The organism is Pelosinus fermentans DSM 17108 (genome assembly GCF_000271485.2).
GTDB lineage: Bacteria > Bacillota > Negativicutes > DSM-13327 > DSM-13327 > Pelosinus > Pelosinus fermentans.
This window is the reverse complement of record NZ_AKVN02000001.1, coordinates 2,955,957-2,981,766: the sequence shown is the minus strand read 5'-3', so window position 1 is coordinate 2,981,766 and position 25,810 is coordinate 2,955,957. Positions and strand designations below refer to the sequence as shown.

Sequence of the window (25,810 nt, the reverse complement as noted above, 5' to 3'; positions counted from 1 at the left end):
GGGGTTTTTGTAGATGAGCAACTTAGGTCAAATTTTCGGTTCAAACGTATTTAATGATGCAGTTATGAAGGAGAGTCTTCCTAAAGCCACATATAAAGCTTTAAAGAAGACAATTGAAGAGGGACTTCCTTTAGATCCAGTAGTGGCAGATGTAGTAGCTAATGCGATGAAAGACTGGGCTCTTGAAAAAGGTGCAACCCATTTCACTCATTGGTTCCAACCAATGACAGGTATTACTGCTGAAAAACATGATGCATTCATATCGCCAACTTCTGATGGTAAAGCGATCATGGAGTTTTCGGGAAAAGAATTAATTAAGGGAGAACCAGATGCTTCTTCATTCCCATCCGGTGGTCTTAGAGCTACGTTTGAAGCCAGAGGATATACTGCGTGGGATTGCACATCACCTGCATTTGTAAAAGACAATTCATTATGTATACCAACAGCCTTTTGCTCTTATACTGGAGAGGCTTTAGATAAAAAAACTCCGTTATTGCGCTCAATGGAAGCCTTAGGTAAGCAAGCATTACGTGTATTAAGAGCTCTTGGAAATACAACAACGAATCGAGTTATTACAACTGTTGGACCAGAGCAAGAATACTTTATTATTGATAAGAAAACATATGAAAAAAGAAAAGACTTAATATTTACAGGAAGAACACTTTTTGGTGCGAAACCTCCAAAGGGGCAAGAATTAGAAGATCACTATTTCGGTTCAATTAAAGAAAAAATATCTGCCTATATGAAGGAACTGGATGAAGAACTTTGGAAACTTGGAATTGCAGCCAAGTCGAAACATAACGAAGTTGCTCCTGCGCAACATGAGTTAGCTCCAATATTTACGACTACAAATATAGCAACAGATCACAACCAGCTTACTATGGATATTATGAAGAAGGTTGCTTTACGACATGATCTTGTATGTTTATTGCACGAAAAGCCGTTTGCTGGCATTAATGGTTCGGGTAAACATAATAACTGGTCTATGGGAACCGACGATGGAGTGAATTTATTGGAGCCGGGTCGTACTCCTCATGACAATCAGCAATTTCTTGTATTCTTATGCTCTGTTATCAAGGCTGTTGATGTATATGCCGATTTATTAAGAGTATCAGCTGCAAATCCAGGAAATGATCATAGACTAGGTGCGAACGAAGCTCCTCCAGCTATCATATCAATATTCCTAGGAGAGCAATTACAGGATATTTTAGAGCAGATTGAAAATGGTGGAGCCACAAGCTCTAAAAATGGTGGTAATATGGAAATCGGTGTTACTACACTGCCGCCGTTACCCAAAGATGCAACAGACAGAAACAGAACTTCCCCATTTGCGTTCACTGGCAATAAGTTTGAATTTAGAATGTGTCCATCTTCAGCTTCTATCGCTGAACCCAATATAACCTTAAATACGATTGTGGCGGAAGTGCTAAACGAAGTTGCAGATCGATTAGAAAATGCTGCAGATGCAAGTGCCGAAGTAAAAACAATTATTACTGAATATGTTACCAATCATAAAAGAGTGGTATTTAATGGCAATGGATATTCAGATGAATGGGTTGTTGAAGCTGAAAAGAGAGGACTTTTAAATTTAAGAACTACAGTAGAATCCATTAAAGCTCTTATTTCTGAAAAGAACATAGCAGTCATGGAAAAACATGCTGTATTGAGCAAAGTTGAAATGGAGTCCCGTTATGAAATTGCTCTTGAAAATTATATCAAAACGATTAACGTTGAAGCTTTAACAATGATAGAAATGGCTAAGAGACAAATACTTCCTTCTGTTATCAAGTTCGCCACAAACATTGCGGTTTCAATAAATACAATTAAAGCTACAGGTGTAACAGTGGATTTGACAGCTCAAACTGAATTGCTAACAGAAGTATCTTCGTTGACAGCATCATTAAAGAAACATATTGCTGTTCTTGAAGAAACTGTAGAGAAGGCTTCAAATGCTCATGGAGACACTTATGACCAAGCATCATTATTCCGATTTGATGTATTTGAAAAAATGGCAGCTCTACGAGAAGTTGTTGATACACTTGAGACTCTGGTAGACAAAGATGTATGGCCAATGCCAACTTACGGGGATCTATTATTCAATATATAATATATATAAATTAAAAGCCTGGCTTACGCAGCCAGGCTTTTAATTTTGTGCATTCAGATCTGAGAGTTTGTTGAGGTAAATCATTATATAAAATATTCATCAGTATAATCTTTGTAATTTTTACTATTAATAGTATAATAGATTAAATAAAGAAAAAGTTTTCAATAAGGAGGATATAATTACTTTAGAATCTATCATAGGTATAGCAAAGTACAATTATATTTATAATATTTAAGAGGTGATTGAAATGGTAAATGAATTGCTTTATGTAATTCCGGCTGGAAAATATGGTAAGAATGAGTTGATTGAATTATTAAAAGAGCATTCCGAAATTAAATTTGTTTCCTTAGTAGGTATTGATCTTGCAGGTAATGATACTGATGAAAAGATTCCTATGGAATTATTCCTTAAAGATATGGATGAGTTCTTCCAAGGCAGTGCAGTGCAAACAGATGGTTCATCGGTAGTACTTACAGGTATTGCTACGTTGAATAACGCTAAAGTAGATATGCCTGCTGATTCCAATGTAAATTGGTTTGTTGATTATAATTATAATTACATTGATGAAGTAAAGGGAAAGCCCGTTGGTACCCTTCGTATTCCAGCGTTCCTTGTTCACAATGGTTTACGTGTTGATTCTCGTGCAATTTTGGCTGATAGTCTCAGTTACATAAAAAGTGAGCTAATTAGTTTATTCAAAAAATACCCTAAAGTAGCTGGTCTTGAGCATATCAATGGTGAAGAAATTGAAGATATTATTTTTACTTCCGGTACTGAGCTTGAGTTCTGGGTAAAGACTCCTGTTGATAAAGCTGAGGTTGCTGAACTCTCCGCCTCCCAAACCATGCAGGAGCAATACTGGCAGCGTACTCGCGGTTCTGTGCGTACAGCGTTAGAGCAAACCATTGTAATGCTGGATAATTACGGTTTAAAAACCGAAATGGGGCATAAAGAAGTTGGTGGTATTAAAGCCACCATTGATGAAGCTGGTAATCTGACTCATGTTTGCGAGCAGCTGGAAATTGACTGGCGTTTTGCTGATGCCCTGCAAGCTGCAGACAATGAACTGCAAGCTCGTATTGTAGTAAAAGAAGTATTTAGAGCCAATGGTCTTGAGGTCACTTTTAAAGCGAAACCAATTATTGGTGTTGCTGGTAATGGTGAACATACGCATGTTGGTTTTGCAGCTAAAATGAAATCAGGAAAACTCATTAATCTATTTGCTCCTACCAATATGAAAGAAGACTTTATGAGTGCTGTTGGTTATGGCTCTCTTATGGGATTATTGAAAAATTATGAGGCGATTAACCCATTTATTACTGCTACGAATGATGCCTTGAATCGTTTGAAACCAGGTTTTGAAGCACCAGTTTGCATTGTAACTTCTCTTGGACATACTCCAGAGATACCTTCCCGTAACCGGACAATTCTTGCTGGACTTGTGCGGGATGTTAACAATCCATTAGCGACTCGTTTTGAAGTTCGCGCAGCTAACCCATATACGAATACGTATGTTGCGTTATCAGCAATCTATTTGAGTATGCTTGATGGTGTTAAAGCTGTTGTTGCATCTGGCAAGAATACAAAAGAAATATTAGCTGAATTATCGAAAGAAGCAGGAACTCCTGGCTTTTATCTTGAAACAGATCGCGCTTATCGCAGTGAGCATGATGTTTTTGAAGATTATGAAGAAGATGAGCGGAATCGTTTATTTGGTAAACCTCCAGCAACTGTCTGGGAAAACATGGAAAACTTAAAGAAGTTTCCTGCGAAAACAGAAGTTATTAAAGCCGGAAATATTCTTCGTCAAGAAATTTTGGATGCTTTCGTAGCAGGGGCATTAATTCGCTGGTCGACGGAATTACTGAAGAGAATTATTCCTGAAAATCTTGCTATCGTAAAAGCAGCTAAGCCTTTGCATGATGCTGACAGTGCCGTAGACTATGATCTATATTTATGGGATAAGGTAAATTCTTTGCGCTTAGAATTGGCTAAAGATACTGTTGCACAAAAATCCATTTTTACGCGAGTAAATGATGCTGTGGCAGCAGGTGATTATGATACTGCATCGGCTCTTCAGATTGAAATGTACGGTAAAGTAGAAGAGCTGAAAATTGCATATGCAAAATACAAACGCAATATCATCTAATGGTGTAATGTCTTTCTTTATATCAAAAATTCCCTTATCAAATTGATAAGGGAATTTTTTAGTGAGCCTGGATATTATTATAAATATTGTTTTACAACAGCCATTACTTGATCATAATGGGGCTGGTCACCTATATTAGCAACATATTCTACATGTCGTACAATATCATCTTTATCAATCACAACAGTTCCACGGGATAAAAGGCGTAATTCTTCAATGACAAATCCATATTTTAGTCCGAAATCAAGCTCCCTATGGTCAGAAAGAGTTTTAATGGTATCAATACCTTGAGCTGCACAATATTTCTTTAAGGCAAAGGGTAAATCGACGCTGATGGATAACACGGTTAAGCCATCAATTTTCGCAGCCTCTTCATTGAACCAGCGAGTTTGTATATCACAAACGGATGTATCAATGGAAGGTACAACACTAATAACTCGTACCTGACCTTGTGTATCCTTAAGAGATAGAGAAGATAAATCAGGATTCAACACTGTAAAATCAGGAGCTTTATCACCAACTTTAATTTCTGTGCCTATTAGTGTGACTGGATTACCACCAAATTTTACAACATTATTACGTTTAGTCATTTGGGATTCCTCCTTGTACATGTAATATATAATTATATGGTAACATGTGTCAGGTAAAATGTAAATGATAATTATTATTAAATAAGTTTTAAATTTTTATAATTGACATACGAGAATAAGCGGGGTATTTCTTATAGTTTTGCAGGAATTTTTTTTATATTGTGGAAATAATGAACTTAGGATAAGCTGTATTTTTATTTAGGGGGTAACGAAATGGACGTAAAATTATTTAGTGATCTAGAAGGATTACGAATTGCGATGGCAATAGAAGAAAGAGGGCGTGATTTTTACCAACAAGCTTTTGAAAGGGCAACAGAAGATGCTCATAAGGATTTATTCTGTCTATTGAAAAACGAAGAAATTATTCATTTTGAAACATTTACAAAAATTTTTGCTAAGGTAAACGAGAATAAAGAGGCAGCTTCTGATGAATATTTATTTGATGCAGAAACTTCCCGGTACCTGACTGTACTAGCAGATGGACATATCTTTCCAACCGCTGAAAATGCTGAAGTTAAAATTGCAGAAGTTACCACGATTCCAGAGATTTTGCAAATGGCTATTCAGGCAGAAAAAGATTCTATTTTATTTTATGATGAATTAGCGAGCAAATCCAAATTTGAGGATGCTAGAAGAATCTTTACAACATTAAAAGCTGAAGAGCAAACTCATGTTGTTAAATTACGCAAGATATTAGATTCATTAGCTTCATAGCAATACGAAAATAAAATCGCGGATTATAGTCCGCGATTTTTATTTTAGCAGGAAATAGTCTGAATATAGGGAATTATATTTATCATACGCTTAGGATTTAACAATTTTGCATGTTTCTTCATATTATGTAATAAAATATGAAGGAGGGCTTAGTATGTACAAAAAGCGAGAGTGCAAGGTGCAAAATGAGGTACAGATTATATGCCCCTATTGTGGATTGATGATTGAATTGCCAATGTGTAAAGCCGTAAATAGTGAAGAGATCACTTGTAAGCATTGTCAAAATAAATTTAAATTCAAGATGTAAGTCAGAAATAAAATTATATAAGGGGGTTAAGTGATGGCTAAAGGAATGGGAAAGCGTGCTCATCATCGGCAGGATATGAGGAAACTAAATAAAACCGCCCTTACAATTGGTGGTATATTGGGGGCTGCAAGCTTGTTGGCCGTTATCATTTCTCTCTTATATAATTAAGTGAGGTGCGCTCAAGCACTTCATTTCAAAGGCGAAGTAGACATTTGCCCATGGAAAATATCTTTTTAAGCAGGAAAATACCTACGATATAGCCAATTTAGAAAGAGTCTAATACTTGTTTATTATGAACAAAAAGCTGAGAGACTTCAAAAAGGGGCGATGCTAATGGACAGAAATAAAGAATGGGTAATGAATGAAATAGAGAAGATTGCCCATTTTGGTAAAGGGTCACGGGGCATAACGCGCTTAGCCTTTACAGAAACCGCTGTAGAGGCACAGAAGTATGTAATCAGTTTGATGGAGCAGGTTGGTCTTAAGATCAGAATGGATCAGATTGGGAATATAATTGGACGACTAGAAGGTAGGGATGATTCACTGCCGGCTGTGATTACAGGATCACATTTAGATACCGTACCAGAGGGTGGAAAATACGACGGCGTAACTGGTGTGATTGGTGGTTTAGTAGCTATCAGTCGTTTAAAAGATAAAGGGGGACTAGCCCATCCTCTAGAATTAGTTATATTTGCTTGTGAAGAATCAAGCCGTTTTGGCTTTGCTACAGTAGGCAGCAAAGCTATGGTTGGTTTAGCAAATGTTTCTGAATGGAGCAAAGCCAAAGATCAATCGGGATTAAGCTTTGCAGAGGCAATAGCGCAAAACCATCTCGATATAGAGCGTATTGGCGAGGCTGCAAGGCAGGCGGAGGAAATAAAAGCCTTTGTTGAACTTCATATTGAGCAAGGACGAGTTTTAGAAAAGGAACAAAAAACGATTGGTATTGTGGAAGCAATTGCTGCTCCGACACGACTTAAAATTAGAGTAGAAGGGGTGGCTGCGCATTCCGGTTCTACCCCTATGGAAGAAAGACGAGATGCATTAGTCAGCGCGTCTATGATTGTACTGGCAATACACGAAATTGGCGCAGAACAATCAAAATACGGTACAGTAGCTACCGTAGGGATGCTCAACGTACACCCTGGGTCTATCAATGTGATTCCTGGCGTGGTAGAAATGTGGGTAGATATTCGTGGTGTCAATCATGAAAGTATTATTGAATGTTTGCAGGATATTAAGGATGCCATTAGTACCATCGCAGAAGGGCAGGAAATAGGGGTCTCTATCATGTTGCTGTCTGCAGAAAAGCCAGTAAACATGAATAAAGATATCATAAGTCTTGTTAAAAAAGTATGCATGGAAAAGAAGGTGCCTCATCAAGTTATACATAGTCAAGCTGGGCATGATGCGATGAATCTATCGCACCTGGCACCTGCTGGAATGATTTTTGTTCCGTCGCAAAATGGCGTTAGCCACAATGGCGAAGAGCATACTGCAATCGATGAAATCATGTCCGGAATTGATGTGCTGACCGAAACCTTATTTCAACTAGCAAAGTAAAGGTATTAAAAGTAGAATAAAAGTTAGAAAAAGAAGCGGTTTATAAGCCGCTTCTTTTTTATTAGGTAGTAATTACCGTTACTAATTATGTAAACTGTATGGTAAAATGACATATAGATAGGATTTACCCATGTATGCATTTTCGAAAGGGGATTACAAATGAAAAAAATAATTGCGAGTATTGCAGCAGTTGTGGTAGTTCAGTTTTTTTCTCCCATAGTGCCTGCCCATGCCGCATCATTAAATGACCAATTGGCGCAAATCGCAGCGCAGCAGGCCAACGTCGATCGAATACAACAATTATTAGTATTGAAAGATCAATGGGAACAAGGCAATAAGCAACAGGTAATTGAGACATTGGCGAAAACTGCTGTAAATCAGTCTAACCAAATCAACACTGGCAGTAATATATTAGAACAAGTTAACGTAAATCAAACGGTTCAAAATGCTTTGCGTGAGCAAATGGGGCAACAGATTATAAGCAGAGTAGCTCCTTATGAAAAAGAATTAACAGCGATTGCTACATTCTTTAATAATCAGATTATAGCTCCTAAAGCTGTTAATGAAAGCGATTCTTTAACAGCGGCTCCGCAGAATTATAAAAAGGTTCTAAATATGACAGCCACAGCGTATGCACCAGGGACATTAGACAATGGTAAATGGGATACTAAGACTTATGTAGGAAGCAAGGTGCGCTCAGGAGTAGCAGCTGTAGATCCACGAGTAATTCCCATGGGAACGAAGTTATGGATTGAAGGTTATGGTGAAGCTGTTGCAGAAGATCAAGGAAGTGCCATTAAAGGAAATCGTATTGATTTAGTCTTTGATGATCGTCAAGATGCTCTTGATTATGGCATTCAAAAAGTAAAAGTATATGTGCTGAATTAAAAAAACAGCTCTAGTTTGTGACCTGCAAAGGTTGTACAAGCTAGGGCTGTTTTTTATAGAAGGTATAATTGTTCTTTGATATGATCTGCTGCCAAGGTAAGCGCAGTAGGTAGTTGATCAACATTACTGCCGCCTCCTTGAGCAGATTGTGCGCTGCCACCACCTTTGCCATCAATAAGAGGCAAGATATTCTTTAATTCGTGGTTCATAGAGAGGGGAACATCCGGTGAGGCTGAAAAGATAAGATGAACCTTTGTTTCATCTGCATTGATTCCACCAATACAGGCAATCGTATGGGGCTTGTTAACTAGCTCTTTGGCAATATTGTTGATTTCATTAGGAGTAATATTGGTAAGGGTATGAACAATCAGCTTGTTATGACCAATGATTTCTCCCTGCTGGGATAGAGTAGTAGCAAGATTACGATAAAATTCTTGTTTTACGCTGATCAATTCTTTACTGATCTCTTCTGTCTTTAATAACTGTTTTTCGATTCCTTGGAGAATCCCAGAGGCAGGGAGCGACAGACGATTTGATACTTGTTGAAGGATTGAATTTTTTTGTTGATAATCTCCAAGGGCACGCCAACCACACATAAAATCGATTCGCACTCCATTATTCTTCCGCTCCCAATTGCGTATTTTAATCAATCCAATTTCACCTGTATTAGTGACATGAGTGCCACAGCAAGCTGAATAGTCAAAATCAGCGATTTCGACTAAACGAATTTCAGCAAAATCTTTTGCAGGTGCTTTGCGTAAAGGAAAAGAATGAATCGTGTCCTGATTTAGCCAATGAGTATGTAAAGCCTTTGTAGAAAAAACAATTTGATTGGCTAATATTTCTACTTCCACTAGGTTTTCAGGGGTTATGTCTTCAATATCTAAATCAATTTGGCTGGATTCAGTGCCTAAGTGAAAACTAACTGTATTTGCTTGTAATACAGAATAAAATGCGCCAGATAAAAGGTGTTGACCACTATGCTGCTGCATATGATCAAAGCGTCTCTGCCATTGGATATGTCCTTCTACCTTACCCATAACAGGACATGCTTCTATGATGTGAATAATATCTTCACCATCTTCTTGCACATCAATAACAGGTAGATCATCAAGCATGCCTTTATCAAAAGGCTGACCGCCAGAAGTTGGATAAAAAGCAGTACGATCAAGAGTTACAGCCCATTTAGCATTAGGCAGAGACGTTATCTTAGTAATGTTGGCAGTAAAATCTTTGGTATAAGCATTTTCGTGATATAGTTTTATAGTAGTCAAAAGTAAATACCTCCATTTTGTTGAATTTAACAGTGTATAAATACTATTATACTATTTTCTTCCTTGAATACATATATTTTTAGAGAGTGTTTTAGTAAGGAGGGAATGGTGTGACAATCGTAAAGATCAGGCGACAACAGATATTTTACAGCGTTGCCATTCTATTATTAATGAGTCTTATTTTTGGAATGGTAGGATTTGAATATATGGATGAGAAAGAATTAGCAGCGATTGAGAATCAAACACTGACTGCGCCTTCTGGAACAGTCAGTGTAGTTATTAAAATATCCCAAAGGATATTAGAAGTGTATAGTGATGGGAATTTACATAAAAAATATCGAATTGCTGTAGGTAAAAATAAAACTCCTACACCTATCGGAGAGTGGAATGTAGTATGGAAAGATTACAACTGGGGTACAGGCTTTGGTACCCGCTGGATTGGACTTAATGTACCATGGGGAATATATGGGATACATGGAACAAATAAACCTTGGTCTATTGGGCAGTTTGCCAGTCATGGCTGTATCCGTATGCGCAACAAAGATGTAGAAGAATTATTTGAATGGGTACCCATCGGCACTCCTGTGCGGATTGAAGGACGTAAAATAAAAGTAGAACGTACTCTTAAACATCAATTAACGGGGTCAGATGTATCCGTATTACAAATGAAACTAAAAGAATTAGGTTATTTAAATAGCCGAGCTGATGGTATCTTTGGAACTGTTACAAAACAAGCCGTTGAAGCATATCAAGCAGAACATAATATGGAGATTACAGGTATCGTAACTAAACAAATGGCAGATTTACTAGGAATTTGAACACTAATTTTGACTATTTGCATAAAATATAGTATTATATCTATAATGCCGAATCCTTATAGGTACGGGGGAACCAGTATAAACACAGGGGATAATCCGTTAAAACGGAGGGGCGTGTTCTTCGATCTCTCTTTTCCCTATCCCGACAGCTAACCCCGGAGGCTGAACGTTAGGAGTTTTTTGTTATTGCATTGTGTGCGTAATCAATAACCTCCGAATCGTTATAAAAGAGAGGTGGACAAATGAAAAAGGTTTATGTAGCAGTTGCATTAGTTCTGTGCATGCTGCTGAGTAGTGCTGTCGTTTTTGCCGCACCTGGGGACAAACTAATCAAGTTTGGCATGCGCGGTGAAGATGTACAAATGGTTCAAAAGTCACTTTTAGAAAAAGGTTTCTACTTCGATGAAGTTGATGGTGTTTTTGGGAAGGCAACGTTAAAGGCAATTAAAGATTTTCAAATTAGCAACGGCTTACTGGCTGATGGAGTTGTTGGTAAAGAGACTTTACTGTGTTTAGGTCGTCCTGGCAGTGCTGATGGCAATCCAAGCAGGTATAGCAGATCCTTGAATATGAGTGCATCTGCATATAGTGCTTATGATGCTGGAAACTCCAATCATACATATGGTGGTAATTTAGTACGTAAAGGAATCGTAGCTGTTGATCCTAATGTAATTCCCCTTGGAACGAGGTTATTCATTCCTGGCTATGGCCACGCAATCGCAGATGATATCGGCGGTGCTATAAAGGGGAATAAGATTGATCTAGCCTTTGATAGCCATGGTGAGGCAATGCAATTTGGCAGAAAGAAAGTAATTGTATACATTTTAGATTAACAGGCGTAAAGCCTGTATTTTTTTTAGAATTAAAAGTGTTTTTTCGTTTTTGATTCATTAGCTGGTATATAAAGATAAGCCAAATAAGATACTACTCTAAGAGAGAAGAAACAGATTTAGCTTGAGGAGTGTATAGATTGGATATATCAGGGAATACATTAGCATTGTTATTGGCTTTCGTTTCTGGTGTGCTCATGGCAGTACAGGGAGCTTTAAATGCAGGGTTGAGTAAAGTTATTGGTCTTCTTGAGACCACTTTCGTTGTGCATATTACAGGTACAATTCTAATCCTATTGCTATTATTCGGAATGAAAATGGGTAAGGGTAATTTATCCGCATTTGCCGAGGCCCCTTGGTATGTTTATCTTGGAGGAGTAGTTGGCGTGGGAATTATTTATCTTGTAGCTGCCAGCATTCCAGAAGTAGGAGCAGCCAATGCAACAACCGCAATCATTGTGGGGCAAGTATTAACAGCCATACTAATTGATCACTTCGGTGCATTCGGCTTAGCACAAATCAGTTATGGATGGAATCAAATATTAGGTCTTGTTTTATTGGCAATAGGAGGAAAATTACTATTAAGCTAAATTATTAGTAATAAAAGCATGATGATTACTGATTGCATACCCAAACAAAAGACAGTTTTAAAGTTTAGAAGATCTTTCTTATTTAACAATTAAGAAAGAGGAATAATATAGCTTGCAGTCGAACTATCATTAGTTATTTCAAACAATAATGACAGTAACGGAGGAATGCAAGTGAGCGATTTTGAAAATGACAAAACAAATTCGATTGTGGGACAAGGAAGAAAAAAATATTCTTTAACTTTTGGAGATGAAAAAACGAGCCATACGGGTCTTGATGATATTTATTTAGAAGTTGAAGAGCGTATACTAGAGGCCATAAAATTTGGTGATCCATTTATATTTGAAGGATCAAATGAGCGAGGCAACCTTTTTTATACCATTGAGCGTACAGAAGAGGATTACATTCTTAGCGTTAAAGAAGTTACTGAGGAAACGGCTGATTTACTCAAAAGTACCTTAGAAAGTGTTAAACGACTAGGAAAAGAAAAAATGGAAGAAATCATGGAAATTATGATATTAGAAGAGATTGATATTGATATCAAAAAAACACGAGATCTGCCTCTCGAATCAAGCTATGAAGCTATTATTGCATTACTTCAGGAATTAAGAGAAGATGCAAATGAAGCTCTTATTGATAATTTAATTCGCCTTCAAGAGATCATTCGAGAATATGAGAGTGATTTTTGAGTAAATGCTGTGATCATAATAGAACTACATAAAAACTACTTGCAAAGCAAGTTTGAATACTCTATAATATAAAGAGTGCTCTACTGAATAGTATTTTGATACAGCACATATGCAATATAAAGGGGTTATAGCTCAGTTGGTTAGAGCGCTTCGTTGACATCGAAGAGGTCTGCGGTTCGAGTCCGCCTAACCCCACCATTTAAGAATATAGACACTACAAGGCTTCGTGAGTCCTGTAGTGTTTTTTGTTTTACTTAAAGATAGCTTAAGTACAGTGAAATGTTGCTAATTTGCTTTTACATTAGCAACCAAGTTAGCTTCTGCCTCATTTGAAGGGTTCTAATGAATTGAGAGAGTGATTTCATATAATAAAAGACTGGCACTACTGCAAGGATATTATCGTGCAATAGCGAATATAAACAGGGAAACTAGCTTTTTCGAGTAAGTGAATTCTTAAGCTAGGCGGAGGTAACTACCTTCTTTTTGTATAACTCCTACTCCCTTACTCTCAACTATGGTAAGAGAGAAATGGTTTATTGTTTTACATAGTGTTGCACTAAGATTATAAGCTCGTCTAATAAATAAGTAGAATGATGGAGATACGAAGGCAAGGAGGTTTTAGGTTAGATGGGACGAGAGGGAATTTTTAAAAAAATGACCCAAGAGGATTTTAACCAAATCATTGAGGAACAACAGGATGGATTGCAAATTAATTTTAAATATTGTGATCTAAGTGGACTTGACTTATCTGGCAGGAAATTTGAAAGTGTTAATTTTGAAGAGTGTAATTTAAGTGGTGCTAATTTTAGTGATACAATAATTAAGCAAGGTGAGTTTAAAAATGGTCTTTTGATTGGTGGCAATTTTGAAAGGGCAGATTTATCTACCGTGGATTTTACTGGCTGCGCAATGCAAAAAGTGAATTTGTCCCATGTTAGAATCGAAGGCGTAGGTATTAAAGAGAGCAACCTTGCAAATGCAAGTTTTAAGAGTGCGAATGTTGAATTTAGTGATTTAAATGTATTTAAAGATGTCAACTTAAGTGATGCTGATTTGAGTGGATCAAAAATTAGTTGGTTTTATGGAGAAAATGTTAACTTTAGGCACGCCAATTTTAATGAAGCTTCTATTATTGAGAGCCAAATGAAAGGTTGTAAATTTATGAATGCCTCTTTGGAAAATACGGATTTGTACTCAGTGGCATTTAAGGATTGTGAAATGCAAGAATCTGTGTTAGCTAAAGCAAAAATTACGAATGTTACTTTTGAAAAGAGTACTTTAGAGAATATGGATTTTAAACAATCTGAAATTGCGTATGGGCGTTTTGCTGACTGCAATTTAGACGGCGTTGACTTTAGAGCGGTTACTTTAAGCAGTCTTAATGAATTTAGAAACGTAAGTTTAATTAATGCTGATTTTTCTGAGGCGAAATTTAGTGATAAATCTAAGCTCTATGATGTTAATGCAGCGGATGTAAAAGGATTGGATCTCTCTCCTTGGCAAACCTCTGTTAAGGAGCAAGGCAATGCAGCAGTAGTATCGCAGCAAGATAAAGAGAGTCTGGCAATGCAAGAATATCAATATCGTCTAAACCTTTTTATCGCAAGAAATGTGGGAAGTGAAGTGAACGCCAAAGTTGATTGTGAAATAGCGCAGACGATGTTAGAGCAAGGTTATTCTAGTCAGTCAATAGAGGCAGTGATTGCTCTATATTCACCTAAAGCCTCGGAGGTAGGTAATCGCGCTAGGGTTTACGCCAAGAATGTAGTTAAAAAAGCGGAGAAAGAGAATATGCGAGGTAATAGTAAATAGGATTTGACTGTTATAAGCTATACCTTAACTTGTTCCTTAGTCTTCGCCAATGACTAGAAAGGGAAAAGGATATAAAACTAGTTAAAAATGATTTGCCAACATAAATACTTAACATCGGAGAGGTTTGAGGAAATACAAGGATTCTAGCGATATGCTAGAATCCTTTTTTTATGCAATCATGTTTTAGGTGTAGGAGCGATTTTGATGTATTAAAATAAGATCAATTGGATAAAAGATAATGGATGTGAAAATATTGTAACAAAACTGTAATACATTTTCTTTATAATTAGAATATATCTGGCAAAGATAACCGAGTTATGGCTCAAAGCATCCACATAAAGAATGAAGCGTTCTGCCTTGACTAAAAATTATTGTTGTTGAATCTTGGAAGCCATGCATAACGGAAAATGCAATGAGGTGATTAAATAAATGATTACTCATCTGGCCGACTTTGGAATTGGTCTGATTGTGGGGATGTTTATTTGTCTATTAGTGATATCGCTTATGATAAAATATAAGGAAAAATAGAATTCAAATGAATAGTTTTCCAGTTTGAGGAGAATTTCAGCAGAGTTACTAGAGAAATATCGCTAATATACACTTTCCTTTTTAATGGAAGTATATATTAACGATATTCATAAATAGAGTATTGGGGAATGCTGTTATTCCTTGAGCGTTAAGCCTTTGAAATCAAAGGTTTTGTTTGGAGGCGTTATTGTTGTAAACTTTGGAATTTCCTTAGGTATAGCGGTTTTATTCGCTTTTTGAAAGTTCGTTAAATATTGATTATTCATGCTTGCATTTACGGCTGATATTGACATTTCAAAAACTCCTTTCTTAGATATTGCTGATAACATGGGGGACACAATTTATATCGTATTCTTTTGTTTGAAATTCATTTAGAATATATATAAAGTTTCTTTCTAGATGAAATAATATATTTATCTATATTATTATGGGTAAAAACAGAAGCCCCCTCAGATGAAATCAGAGGGGCTGTTGAGAAGCAATTTATTTTTTTGCTTACTTATTATTAGAAACTGTGACTTTCGGTGGCGTATTCTTTTTTTGAATAGTTTCATAAACTTCAGCATATTTTTGAACAACATCATCGGCTATATTCGTAGCTGATGATGTTTCATTTGCTTCTTGAAAATCCAGTTGGTTTAAAACGAGCATAGTTAGTTCATGAATTTGGTTCTTAGATAAATTTTTAGTCATAGCAAGACCTCCATTAAAGATTCTTTATAATATCTTAAGATACCCTAAAATCCTTACAATCATGAATTTTATAAATGAATATATTTGTATTAAAATCGATATGATATGAAGAAAGAAAAGCAACTAAAATAGCAGACCAATGCTATCGTAGTTGCTTGTTCTAGTAGTAATTTAATTCTTAAGTAAGGTTAAGCGGATTCAAATAATTCTTTAACGGTGTGTAATTCCTTGCGGATGGATATGTTTTGAGGACAATGGCTTTCACACTTACCGCATTCTATACAGTTAGATGCATGTGCTGGTGATCCAAGGCGAAAATTATATAGAAATTTATGCCGTTCTCTAACTGCGGGACTATCACCAAAGATAAAATTATCATTGAGGATTGTAAAACACCCCGGAATGTTCACGCCAGCAGGACAAGGCATACAATAGGCACAAGCGGTACAATTAACTTTTATTCGTTCTTTAAAAATAGACTTTACTTGATTGATGATGTTGATTTCCTTTTCGGTTAATGAATTTGCATGAGCGTCTTGAGCTATTTTAAGGTTTTCTGTAACATGCTCCATAGCTGACATGCCGCTTAAAGCAATTGATACTTCAGGATGATTCCATACCCAGCGCAGTGCCCATTCAACAGGCGTCCTTTTTTGATCTGCCTGATTAAAAAGGGAAAGAGCATCATTGGGAAGATTTTCAGCAATTTTTCCACCTCTCAGTGGTTCCATAATAGCAATGCCCAATCCCTTTTTGGCTGCGTACTCCAATCCTTCTTTGCCAGCCTGATAATTTTCATCTAAATAATTATATTGAATCTGGCAGAATGACCAATCATAATAATCAACGATTTCTTTGAACAAGCCAACTCTTTCATGAAATGAAAATCCTGCATGTTTGATTCTGCCATCTTGAATTGCCTGATCCAAGAACTCACTAATTCCTGCTTCTTTTAGGATGGGCCATGTAGAAGCACTAAGTGAGTGGACTAAATAAAAATCAATGGTATCTGTCTCAAGACGTTTTAATTGTTCATTTAAGTATTTATCCATATCAGCCCGTGTTTTGATTAGCCAGCTAGGAAGTTTCGTAGCTAATTTTACACGTTCTCTATAGCCATCTTTCAATGCTTTTGCTACAAAAGGTTCGCTAGCTCCACCATAAGCCATACCTTTGCCATGATATGGATATGCGGTATCTATATAATTTACACCTTCATCGATTGCATGGCGAATCATTGCTATTGATTGTCCTTCATCAATGTTAGTAGGATCACCGCCGATTATAGGAAGCCTCATACAGCCAAATCCCAGAACAGAAACCATTTCATTTGTCTTTCCATACTTTCTATATAACAACACAATCACTCCTTAAATTTTCTTTAAAATATCCCCTCAGATACTTTTATTTTCCATTTCGTTAAAATCTAGATGAATCCTGCCTTGAAACGCTAATTAAATGTATTCTATTTCCATTTTTTCGAAAATGATTGGGTATGATTCATAGGAAAAGGCAAAGATCGTTAAAATGCAGGAGAATAAGCCATTAGCCGCGAATTAAATTCTTCTTAGTAAATATTGTGAATACATGCATCTTCCATAGGAAGAGGGGAGTGGATGATAATAAAACAGGAAGCAGCAGCGCCTCAGCTTTGGACGAAAAGTTTTCTTTTACTTTGTTTGTCCAACTTGTTTATCTTTACGAGTTTTTACTGTTTATTACCGACGCTGCCTTTATTTATCACTGATGTTCTTGCTGGTGATACTAAAATAGTAGGCTATATTTTTGGCGTTTTTGCTCTAGCAGCAGTGTTGTCGCGTCCTTTAGCTGGGCATTTACTAGATACCTTAGGGAGAAAAGCCATATTACGCTTATCATTACTTCTTTTGACTTTGGCTATGTTCGCATACAATTGGGTGACAAGTTTAGTGTTATTGTTTATATTGAGAGGGATTCATGGGATATTCTGGGGATTTGCTACCACCGCCTCTGGAACAACAGCAACGGATCTTGTTCCGGCAGTTAGGCGTGGGGAAGGAATCGGTTATTATGGATTGTCTAATACCGTTGCTATGGCCGTGGGTCCTTTGCTGGGGTTAGAAATATTGCAACGATTTGGATTTTCTATATTATTTATTATCAGTTTTTGTTTTGCTGCAGTTGGATTTTTATGTGCTTGGGGGATTGAGCATCAGGCTGTAAATAAATCGGCAAATACGAAAAGTATTATTTTATTTGAACCCAAGGTCTTTTCCTTTGCCAGTATAATGTTTTTTGTAGCTGGGTTATATAGCGGGGTGCTTTCCTTCATTGTGCTTTTCGGAAAAGAAATCGGTATTGCAAACCCAGGGAGCTACTTTTTGGCCTTTGCTGCTGCTCTTTTTCTTAGCAGACCCTATGCAGGGAAAATTCTTGATCAGCAAGGTCCTGTAAAGATTATGTCAATCGGATTTGCTGCATTAGCAGCATCCTTTTTATCGCTATTCTTTGCAAATGGAATTGTTTTATTTATGATGTCTGCAGTCTTATTTGGCGTAGGTTTTGGTATAATCCAGCCAACAGCCTTGACAATGGCAATTAATAAAGTAGGGGCTTTACAGCGTGGCGTTGCAAATGGCACAATAATGACTGCTTTTGATTTGGGTGTGGGGTGTGGAGCCATTTTTCTAGGGATGTTGTCAAGTTCAGTTGGTTTGCCGATGATGTATTTGGGAAGTTGTTTCATCGTTATCATTCCTCTTGCTATATTTTATGTAAATCATGTGAGAGGATATCGACAAGAAAATCGTTAATAATTTGCATTAAGAATTATCCGCACCTGCATACAGCAGGTGCCATTTTTTTGATTGATTTTGAATTTCATGGAGAAAAATCATTAATATTGATTGTAGTATGGGGTTTCGTTGAACGTTTTTTAGCAAAAAAAAACCACGCTTATAGTAACGTGGTTGCAAGAGGGATGAAGTTTGTTGAATGAGTTTTTTTAATTGATTAACAACTAGAGGAACAATCATCATTGGAACAACAAAAGAATAGCAAAATGATCACTATAATAATAATGAAGCTACCACCACCGCGTCCGTTACCACCAAAACCACCGAAGCCCATAAGTATTCCTCCTTTTTCATGCTTAGCCTTGTGACTTACTCTATTGTATGCTAAGTGAATACAGGAGGTACCAAGATAAAATCGAATATAAGGATGTAATTCTTAATAATAAAATAAATAAAGTTGAAATATTAAAGAACTAGGAGAATAAATGAACAACGCTCACGATCAGTTTCCGCTTTTTAAGTTTAAGGATGCTAAAATAGTTAGACACAATTAAAATGACTATGTAATTGCAGATTATCTGCTTACATAGTCATTTTTTTATCGAAAGGAAGTGATAAAAGTGTCGAATAATATTCTCACATCATATTGATGTTGGTTGATAGGTATAACTTCCTTATTTAATTTGAGAAGAGAATAGACGGCCATTTGTGCTGAGCGAATAGAATATTCTACAGTAAAAACAACGTCGTCAGGCATTTCAGCGAATTGACCTAGGAAAGCGAGATTGGTTGAGCCTTTCGGTATAACTTCCGGTCGGTCTGTTCTAACCCGTGGCATAAACTGGCTGGTTATAAATGGCATCATGCAGGGAATGCAGTTAGAGGTTTTAAGAATTAAGGGAATATGCTTGTGGAATCTAAGATGAGAACATAATTCAATTAATATTTCCTCACCTGTACATTCAGACATCTTTTTTGGTATATAGTTACCAATGTTGTTAGGAAATAAAGAATAGCCCCAAAAGACTTTAATATTCTCAGGCTGATTGATAAAATGCGGCTGATAGGCTAAGACAATAGACATAAACCAATTGGAATCTTTAAAAGTTACTAGAGCGCCTGTACCGTATGAATTACCTGAGAACTTTTCCATTAAATCAAAGAATATAGGATCTTTACAAGTGACCGTAAAGGATTCCCACAAGGATTTATCAATATGATCTGAAAAGACAGATGGAGAACCCAAATCAGGCTGTTTTCTTACAATGTTTTCCCACAATGTAAAAGATGCACCTTTGGATCCAAGGCGAGGGGCTGAGGTCATAGATCCGAGACTATAGCCTTCTGTCATAGAGCCATTTGTAACAAAAACCAAGTCAGTATTATGAACCGTTATTTCTTTTTGCTTTCCTGCATCTAAGTAGTGGATACGCTCAATTGTTTTTTCCTCTTGTGACGGCTTAAAATCAAGATCTGTTACCTTGCAATTCATTTCAAAATGGACATCTTGTCCTCCAAGCCATTTTATAATGGGCAATATAATAGAATCATACTGATTGTAGGGGGTTCGAGTTACGCCTGCTAACGTATGAATACGAGGAAATTCGTGCATGAACCGATTGAGGTAACGCTTAAATTCGATAGCACTGTGCCAAGGCTGAAAAGCAAAAGTAGTAGCCCACATGTACCAAAAATTGGTTTTAAAGAAGGAAGGTGAAAAACATTGTTCAATCGTGTAGGTTTTAAGAGCATCTTCCGGACTAATGGTAAGTTTCATTAAATCCATTCTGTCTTTGTTGCTAAAACCCATAGAACTGACATCTATTATTTTGCCATTTTCATCGACTAACCTAGCTTTAGCATGGGTTTGTACTTTTTTATCAAAAGCAATGATTTCATCTCTCACAGAGATTTGAGGGTCAGTAATAGAAGGAATAAACTTTAAAAGTTCCCAAGTGCATTCATAAGCTTCGTCGTTTAACATTCTGCCTCCGCGCAGGACATATCCCTTTCCTGCTGAACCAGTTCCATCGCAACTTCCGCCTGTAATGTTCATTTCTTCGAAAATATGGATATTTTTTCCTGGGAAATAACCATCTCGAATCAAATAAACAGCGGCCGCCAGAGAACCGACACCAGCCCCAACAAGATAAGCTTTTGTATCATGATTTGCCATTGATAAGCCTCCATTTTCTATTAACCTAATTTTGGGAAACACAGTAATAACAGCTATTATAAAGTTTGTACATTCTTAATAAAAATATGTGAAAAAGCTGGAAACCTTATAATAAGAGAATACAAACTATACAAATGCCAAAGTATAAATCCATTGCGTTATCTTATTGACTTTCAGTGTAAAGATTGTTACTATCTATATGATAATTAATATCAATTACTTATCATAGTATTAATAATTACATGAAATTAAGATAAGGATTAAAGGCTCCTGAATTAGTTATAGCTCATAGGAAGTTTAGCAGTACATTTCTGAAAGGGTGAGATGATAATGTTTGACATGCAGATGAAGCCATATGAAATGATAAATGTAATGGACGAAAATTGTCCTGTATGTGAAGGATTTGGGAGAATATATAATTTTGAAAACAGCGGATATGAATTTCTCGCAGAGAATGGAAGTGCAGGGGATATCCCGGACACCTCATATTGACTTGTTTTTTTGCTTTGAAGAAGGCTTTCAATGGACATTCCAAGGAATGAAAACGCAATTAGGAATGTTAGCAGGTGAGAGTTTTTTAGTTAAAAGCAGGAAAAAATTTGGTGTAAATCCGAAAGAGTATTTTATTGAGCGGGGCAGGAATTGGCATGTTTTTAAATGGCATTTTGGTTCCGAGTATAGTTAAACAATTTCTTGAACTGGGGTGGCGTGCAGTATGGCTATTGTTTGGGGCAGTTTCTCTTGGTGTGATTATACTTGCTATTCCGGTTTTAAAGAATCCTAATCATACAAATAAAAAAGACAGCAGCGAGGAAAAACCAAAATGGCTGCACAATAAGGAATTGATTAAAATTGCCTGGCTGTATTTTCTTGTAGGAGTAGGATATTTAATTCCAATTTTGTATCAAACTGTTTATATGATAGAACTTGGCATTCCTGATAACATTGCGGGAGGCATTTTTGCAGTAGCAGGAGTTTTTGCCATTGCAGGAGGACCGGTTTGGGGAATAATTTCAGATAAAATAGGATCACAAAGGACCTTAATTACAGCCTTGCTTTGGGCTATCGCCGGAGATCTTATTCCTCTTATGTTTCACAACGTGGTGAGTTTTATTGTATCTGCTGTCATTTGGGGATCATCCATAGGGGGAATCCTTGCTTTAATTCAAGTGAAGGCATCCCATCAGGTTCCTCAAAAGTATATTTCAGCGGCAATTGGTTTTATCTCTGCCTTTTATGCTGTAGGACAAATGCTAGGTCCAGGGCTTGCAGGATGGATGATTGAGTATCATGGAGGTTTTGCATCTGCGTATTGCTTTGGTGCATTGATTTATTTTATGGGATTACTATTGACCTTAAGCTTAAAGACAGAACACATGAAAGTCGTTTCTTCAAAAGAGTCTTAAGCTTTTACTTTTGATAAGCTTAAGGTTGATATACAGATTTAACTCCATAAATAGTGCTATAATACGTACCGCCACGTATACCGTCAGCTTGTACTACAATAGTTCCACTTCCATAGGAAATGGGGACTTTAAATTGATATACCCATCCAGTATAAGGATTACCAATGCCCTCTCTGGCAAAAGGTTCGGTAACTAGAGTTGTTGGAATTTTACTACCATTTTGATATAAAAAAATGCGATTAGGATCAGGATAGCCAATAAAACGAACCGCCATATAAAAATTTTGTCCATATAAGGTTGTTTTGGGGATGTCTCGGACTTCTATCCAATCCGTATTTTCAGCACCAACGTGCGTAATCTGAATACTTGATAGATTTGGGGCTGGTCCAGCATTTACACTAGAAGTTACTAAAGTGAATAGGCAAAGTAATACCACTGACATCATCAACTTTTTCATAGATTTAGCACTCCTTTTATGGCTTGATTAACTAGGTTTTAACTTCTACAAAAAGTTTGTTTTTCCTTTGAAATTAGAGGATTTAGAACATATATTATATTTTTCTTGAGATATTCCCCCTATGAGAGATATAATAAAAAGCATGGAGGGGTATTTTATGCAAAACCACAAACATGTTCATCAGAAGCAAATTATTAATAGACTAGCTAGAATAGAAGGTCATGTTAGAGCCGTGAAACAGATGGCTGTTGAAGAACGTGATTGCCCTGAAATATTGCTGCAGATTGCTGCTGTGCGCAAAGCTCTTGATAACACTGCAAAGCTTATTCTTAAGGATCATCTGGAACACTGCCTGATTCATGCCGTCCAAGAAGGCGAGCAGGAGAAGTTCTTGAAGAATTTGCAGGAGGCAATTGATCGTTACATCAAATAAATGGACGGAAAGAAGCAGTAATGTTGCAAAACTAGGCTGCTTATGGATTAAACGAGAGGAAATTAGGATGCCATTGCAAATGGATATAATTTATTTGGAAAATAGCGGTTTTGTTGTACAAACTGCACAACATACATTGGTTTTTGATTATTATCAAGATACTTCAGATACCATTGCCAAACTGTTACAAAAGAGAAAGCTTCTTCATGTATTTTCTTCTCATAGTCATCATGATCATTTTAATCCGATCATAAGTACATGGCAGGATCAGGTAGCCGCGTTTTTTCTAAGTGATGATATTGGTAATGTAGGTATTCGTCCTGAAAAAATTGTTTGGCTGCGACCTTACGAAACAAGTATTCATGGGGATTTGAAAGTTAAAGCTTATGGTTCTACTGATCTGGGAGTTTCTTTTTTAGTTGAAGTGGATGGATGGCGATTGTTTCATGCTGGTGACTTAAATTGGTGGCATTGGAAATGGGACCATAAATATAATCAAGTGTTAGCTCAGAATCTTTTTGAAAAAGAAATGGATAAATTAGAAGGCTTGCAATTGGATGTGGCTTTCTTTCCTGTGGATAGTCGATTAGAAGAGTATCGGTCAATTGGGGTGAAAGAATTCTGCAGTAGAGTTAATGTAGAGCAATTAGTAGCGATGCATACTCGCGGCGAAAGATGGAGTCCTCCTTCTGGATTTATCCCAAAGGGAAGCGTTGTTGCTTCCTGGTGTCCCATTTTTTCTGGAGATCGATTACAATTGAAGAAAGCGCAAAGAGCTGCCACTGATTTTTGAAAAGTGGCAGCTCTTTTATATTGATTAGTATTTAACATAAAACAATAAGTGGAATAGAATAATATAACTTAAATAATTTGGATGCTAAGAGAAAAAAACTTCATCCTGAATTTAGGATGGGGTTTTTTTATAGATGGAAGGAACTTATTCTTAGCTTTGGAGGGAGATAATAGTGAGAAATTTTGGCAAGATTACCATAGGCCAGTTAATTGATTTGAGGGCAAAAGAAAATGCGAAGACAGAAGCCTTAGTGTATTCTGATCTTAATTTACGGCATAATTACGACGATTTCCGTCACGATTGCAATCAGGCTGCTAAAGGTTTAATGAAACTAGGTGTGCAAAAAGGAGAGCATATTGCCATCTGGGCTACAAATGTGCCTCAGTGGGTGATTACTCAATTTGGCAGTGCCAAAATGGGAGCCGTATTAGTAACAGTAAATACGAATTATAAGATATTTGAATTAGAGTATTTATTAAAACAGTCGGATACGACTACCCTTATCTTAATTAAAGGGACGAAGAGCTCAGACTATATCAGTATGCTGTATCAACTTTGCCCTGAGCTTCATAACTGCAAACCAGGAGAACTTAAATCACAGAAATTGCCGTTTTTGAGAAATATTATAGTAATTGATGAAAATATCTATCCTGGTATGTTTACCTGGAATGAACTAATTGAAATAGGAAGCACAGTAACGGATGAGGAACTGGCAGTTCGTGAAGATTCTCTAGACTCGGATGATGTGATTAGTATGATGTATACTTCGGGGACGACAGGCTTTCCAAAAGGAGTTATGCTCACTCATAATAACTTGATTGGCAATGCCTGCAGTCTTGCAGAATGTATGGACTTCACGGAAAAAGATCGATTATGTATTCCTGTTCCTTTTTTCCATTGTTTTGGATGTGTACTGGGAACAATGGCTTGTGTAGTATCTGGTGCCACAATGGTTCCAATCGTAGCGTTCAATCCCATCAAAGTGCTTGAAATAATTGAAAAAGAACGTTGCACAGCCGTTCATGGAGTACCTACGATGTTCATAATGGAGCTAGAAGAAATGGAAAAAAACAAATATGATACCTCGTCTCTACGGACTGGTATTATGGCTGGATCACCTTGTCCTATTGAGGTAATGAAGAAAGTTGTAGATCAGATGGGAGTTAGAGAAATCACCATCACATATGGTCAGACTGAAGCCTCGCCGGGCATTACCATGACTAGAACCGATGACCCGCTGGAATTGCGGGTGACTACTGTAGGGCGAGCTCTGCCTAATGTAGAGGTGAAAATAATTGACCCGGAAAATGGAAAAGAAGTACCTGTAAATACACAGGGCGAGCTTTGCTGTCGAGGTTACAACACGATGAAGGGATATTATAAAATGATCGAAGCGACTGCTGCAGCTATTGATAATGATGGTTGGCTGCACACCGGAGATCTAGCAGTCATGGATGAAAATGGTTATTGTAAAATTACAGGACGATTAAAAGATATGATTATCCGCGGCGGAGAAAATATCTATCCACGTGAAATTGAGGAATTTATTTATACGCACCCTAAAGTGAAAGATGTGCAAGTTGTAGGAGTACCTAGTGAAAAATATGGAGAGGAAGTCATGGCATTTATCCAAATAAAACCAGGAAATTCAATTACAGAAGAGGAACTTAAGGAGTATTGCCGAGAGAACATAGCTCGTTATAAGATACCTAAGTATATTGCCTTCGTAGAAGACTATCCGATAACGGCCAGCGGCAAGATCCAAAAATATAAACTGCGTGAACTGGCTATGGAACTATTAGGGATACGCTGAGCGCATCCCTGTCTTTTTTCAATTTGTTAGTTAAACATCACTTCAAAAGAAAATCATCTGCAATTTTGGTATTGATAATATAACGTCCCAATAAATCATTTTGTAAGCATATATAATAAATAATAGTATATTCTACTACGAAATCTTTATTAATGCCTCGGTATACTTTATTTTTATTTAATATGATTTCACCAGCAGGGTCAGATCCATTCAAAATAATGATATCGTTCATACGAATCATTAACCTCCTTTGACTTTCACATAACTGATACGTATAAGGAACAATAATAGGCAGAAAAGCTTCTTAGCATTGCTATAGTTTATGTTTCACAAACCGGATGTGCTAACCAATATAAGAAAATCTTGAAACTGCAGTTTTATCTAGTTTGAGAAACTTTTAGCAGCGTA

27 protein-coding genes, 1 tRNA gene and 1 riboswitch are annotated in these 25,810 nt (G+C 36.8%); of the genes, 20 read left to right on the top strand and 8 right to left on the bottom strand.

Going from position 1 to position 25,810, the window contains the following annotated elements:
* Nucleotides 1-13 precede the first annotated feature (13 nt).
* Together FR7_RS13760 and FR7_RS13755 are read left to right on the top strand one after the other, a co-directional pair.
* Complete coding sequence (locus FR7_RS13760; RefSeq protein ID WP_007935332.1) at nt 14-2,107, top strand: glutamine synthetase III family protein; 2,094 nt, start codon at nt 14-16, stop codon at nt 2,105-2,107.
* Between the two features lie 247 nt (nt 2,108-2,354).
* Nucleotides 2,355-4,256 carry a type I glutamate--ammonia ligase gene (locus tag FR7_RS13755; RefSeq protein ID WP_007935329.1) on the top strand — a complete coding sequence of 634 codons (1,902 nt, stop codon included), beginning with the start codon at nt 2,355-2,357 and terminating at the stop codon, nt 4,254-4,256.
* 77 nt (nt 4,257-4,333) lie between these two features.
* Here FR7_RS13755 and tpx read toward each other — a convergent pair whose 3' ends face one another.
* Complete coding sequence (gene tpx / locus FR7_RS13750) at nt 4,334-4,846, bottom strand: thiol peroxidase (protein WP_007935327.1); 513 nt, start codon at nt 4,844-4,846, stop codon at nt 4,334-4,336.
* 213 nt (nt 4,847-5,059) lie between these two features.
* Between tpx and FR7_RS13745 the strand changes: the two genes are divergently transcribed.
* The 5 genes from FR7_RS13745 (at nt 5,060) to FR7_RS13735 (ending at nt 8,318) form a co-directional block, all read left to right on the top strand.
* Nucleotides 5,060-5,560, top strand: coding sequence for a ferritin family protein (locus FR7_RS13745; RefSeq protein ID WP_007935325.1), 501 nt, complete (start codon nt 5,060-5,062; stop codon nt 5,558-5,560).
* A 154-nt stretch (nt 5,561-5,714) separates the two neighbouring features.
* On the top strand, nt 5,715-5,867 hold the full coding sequence (locus FR7_RS23900; protein WP_007935323.1) for a hypothetical protein: 153 nt from the start codon (nt 5,715-5,717) through the stop codon (nt 5,865-5,867).
* A gap of 33 nt (nt 5,868-5,900) precedes the next feature.
* Nucleotides 5,901-6,035, top strand: a complete 135-nt coding sequence (locus tag FR7_RS23260; protein ID WP_007935321.1) for a DUF2970 domain-containing protein — start codon at nt 5,901-5,903, stop codon at nt 6,033-6,035.
* Between the two features lie 165 nt (nt 6,036-6,200).
* Complete coding sequence (locus FR7_RS13740) at nt 6,201-7,430, top strand: Zn-dependent hydrolase (RefSeq protein ID WP_007935320.1); 1,230 nt, start codon at nt 6,201-6,203, stop codon at nt 7,428-7,430.
* 159 nt (nt 7,431-7,589) lie between these two features.
* Complete coding sequence (locus tag FR7_RS13735; RefSeq protein ID WP_007935317.1) at nt 7,590-8,318, top strand: 3D domain-containing protein; 729 nt, start codon at nt 7,590-7,592, stop codon at nt 8,316-8,318.
* A gap of 53 nt (nt 8,319-8,371) precedes the next feature.
* On the opposite strand, the gene FR7_RS13730 is transcribed toward FR7_RS13735, so the two are convergent.
* Entirely contained in the window at nt 8,372-9,592 is a 1,221-nt protein-coding gene (locus tag FR7_RS13730; protein ID WP_007935316.1) for an alanyl-tRNA editing protein, read from the bottom strand.
* A gap of 110 nt (nt 9,593-9,702) precedes the next feature.
* On the opposite strand from FR7_RS13730, the gene FR7_RS13725 reads away from it, so the two are divergent.
* From FR7_RS13725 to FR7_RS13700, 6 genes are all read left to right on the top strand, one after another.
* Nucleotides 9,703-10,410, top strand: a complete 708-nt coding sequence (locus FR7_RS13725) for a L,D-transpeptidase family protein (protein ID WP_007935315.1) — start codon at nt 9,703-9,705, stop codon at nt 10,408-10,410.
* Between the two features lie 36 nt (nt 10,411-10,446).
* Nucleotides 10,447-10,588, top strand: a riboswitch (cyclic di-AMP (ydaO/yuaA leader).
* 64 nt (nt 10,589-10,652) lie between these two features.
* On the top strand, nt 10,653-11,243 hold the full coding sequence (locus FR7_RS13720) for a 3D domain-containing protein (RefSeq protein WP_007935314.1): 591 nt from the start codon (nt 10,653-10,655) through the stop codon (nt 11,241-11,243).
* Between the two features lie 137 nt (nt 11,244-11,380).
* Nucleotides 11,381-11,830 (top strand): DMT family transporter, encoded by a 450-nt coding sequence (locus tag FR7_RS13715; protein ID WP_007935312.1) that lies wholly within the window; start codon nt 11,381-11,383, stop codon nt 11,828-11,830.
* A gap of 171 nt (nt 11,831-12,001) precedes the next feature.
* Nucleotides 12,002-12,517 carry a hypothetical protein gene (locus FR7_RS13710; protein ID WP_007935310.1) on the top strand — a complete coding sequence of 172 codons (516 nt, stop codon included), beginning with the start codon at nt 12,002-12,004 and terminating at the stop codon, nt 12,515-12,517.
* Nucleotides 12,518-12,638: 121 nt separating this feature from the next.
* Nucleotides 12,639-12,715: transfer RNA gene (locus FR7_RS13705), tRNA-Val, on the top strand.
* Nucleotides 12,716-13,171: 456 nt separating this feature from the next.
* Nucleotides 13,172-14,329: a pentapeptide repeat-containing protein gene (locus FR7_RS13700; protein ID WP_237769526.1), complete on the top strand. Its 1,158-nt coding sequence runs from the start codon at nt 13,172-13,174 to the stop codon at nt 14,327-14,329.
* Between the two features lie 662 nt (nt 14,330-14,991).
* Here the strand turns inward: FR7_RS13700 and FR7_RS23895 are convergent.
* The 3 genes from FR7_RS23895 to FR7_RS13690 form a co-directional block, all read right to left on the bottom strand.
* Entirely contained in the window at nt 14,992-15,150 is a 159-nt protein-coding gene (locus FR7_RS23895) for a hypothetical protein (RefSeq protein WP_007935304.1), read from the bottom strand.
* 202 nt (nt 15,151-15,352) lie between these two features.
* Nucleotides 15,353-15,550 (bottom strand): hypothetical protein, encoded by a 198-nt coding sequence (locus FR7_RS13695; protein WP_007935303.1) that lies wholly within the window; start codon nt 15,548-15,550, stop codon nt 15,353-15,355.
* A 188-nt stretch (nt 15,551-15,738) separates the two neighbouring features.
* Nucleotides 15,739-16,911: an aldo/keto reductase gene (locus FR7_RS13690; protein WP_007935301.1), complete on the bottom strand. Its 1,173-nt coding sequence runs from the start codon at nt 16,909-16,911 to the stop codon at nt 15,739-15,741.
* A 255-nt stretch (nt 16,912-17,166) separates the two neighbouring features.
* On the opposite strand from FR7_RS13690, the gene FR7_RS13685 reads away from it, so the two are divergent.
* Together FR7_RS13685 and FR7_RS24480 are read left to right on the top strand one after the other, a co-directional pair.
* Nucleotides 17,167-18,342, top strand: a complete 1,176-nt coding sequence (locus tag FR7_RS13685) for an MFS transporter (protein ID WP_007935299.1) — start codon at nt 17,167-17,169, stop codon at nt 18,340-18,342.
* A 50-nt stretch (nt 18,343-18,392) separates the two neighbouring features.
* The gene (locus FR7_RS24480) at nt 18,393-18,527 is read left to right on the top strand and encodes a hypothetical protein (RefSeq protein WP_017531285.1); all 135 of its coding nucleotides are present in this window, start codon (nt 18,393-18,395) and stop codon (nt 18,525-18,527) included.
* Nucleotides 18,528-18,922: 395 nt separating this feature from the next.
* On the opposite strand, the gene FR7_RS13680 is transcribed toward FR7_RS24480, so the two are convergent.
* A complete protein-coding gene (locus FR7_RS13680; RefSeq protein ID WP_007935294.1) occupies nt 18,923-20,500 on the bottom strand; it encodes an oleate hydratase in 1,578 nt (525 codons plus the stop codon).
* A 421-nt stretch (nt 20,501-20,921) separates the two neighbouring features.
* Here FR7_RS13680 and FR7_RS23675 point away from each other — a divergent pair, with 421 nt between their 5' ends.
* The gene (locus FR7_RS23675) at nt 20,922-21,185 is read left to right on the top strand and encodes a hypothetical protein (protein ID WP_017531284.1); all 264 of its coding nucleotides are present in this window, start codon (nt 20,922-20,924) and stop codon (nt 21,183-21,185) included.
* Nucleotides 21,148-21,906 carry an MFS transporter gene (locus tag FR7_RS13670; RefSeq protein ID WP_007935291.1) on the top strand — a complete coding sequence of 253 codons (759 nt, stop codon included), beginning with the start codon at nt 21,148-21,150 and terminating at the stop codon, nt 21,904-21,906. The genes FR7_RS23675 and FR7_RS13670 overlap by 38 nt, the downstream gene beginning before the upstream one ends.
* Nucleotides 21,907-21,925: 19 nt before the next feature.
* Here the strand turns inward: FR7_RS13670 and FR7_RS13665 are convergent, their stop codons facing one another.
* Nucleotides 21,926-22,363: a hypothetical protein gene (locus FR7_RS13665; RefSeq protein ID WP_007935289.1), complete on the bottom strand. Its 438-nt coding sequence runs from the start codon at nt 22,361-22,363 to the stop codon at nt 21,926-21,928.
* A gap of 157 nt (nt 22,364-22,520) precedes the next feature.
* Here FR7_RS13665 and FR7_RS13660 point away from each other — a divergent pair, with 157 nt between their 5' ends.
* From FR7_RS13660 to FR7_RS13650, 3 genes are all read left to right on the top strand, one after another.
* Nucleotides 22,521-22,796 carry a metal-sensing transcriptional repressor gene (locus FR7_RS13660; protein WP_007935287.1) on the top strand — a complete coding sequence of 92 codons (276 nt, stop codon included), beginning with the start codon at nt 22,521-22,523 and terminating at the stop codon, nt 22,794-22,796.
* A 79-nt stretch (nt 22,797-22,875) separates the two neighbouring features.
* Nucleotides 22,876-23,589: an MBL fold metallo-hydrolase gene (locus tag FR7_RS13655; protein WP_237714859.1), complete on the top strand. Its 714-nt coding sequence runs from the start codon at nt 22,876-22,878 to the stop codon at nt 23,587-23,589.
* A gap of 172 nt (nt 23,590-23,761) precedes the next feature.
* Nucleotides 23,762-25,402 carry an AMP-binding protein gene (locus tag FR7_RS13650; protein ID WP_007935283.1) on the top strand — a complete coding sequence of 547 codons (1,641 nt, stop codon included), beginning with the start codon at nt 23,762-23,764 and terminating at the stop codon, nt 25,400-25,402.
* Nucleotides 25,403-25,439: 37 nt separating this feature from the next.
* On the opposite strand, the gene FR7_RS13645 is transcribed toward FR7_RS13650, so the two are convergent.
* Entirely contained in the window at nt 25,440-25,634 is a 195-nt protein-coding gene (locus FR7_RS13645) for a hypothetical protein (RefSeq protein ID WP_007935273.1), read from the bottom strand.
* Between the last annotated feature and the right edge of the window lie 176 nt (nt 25,635-25,810).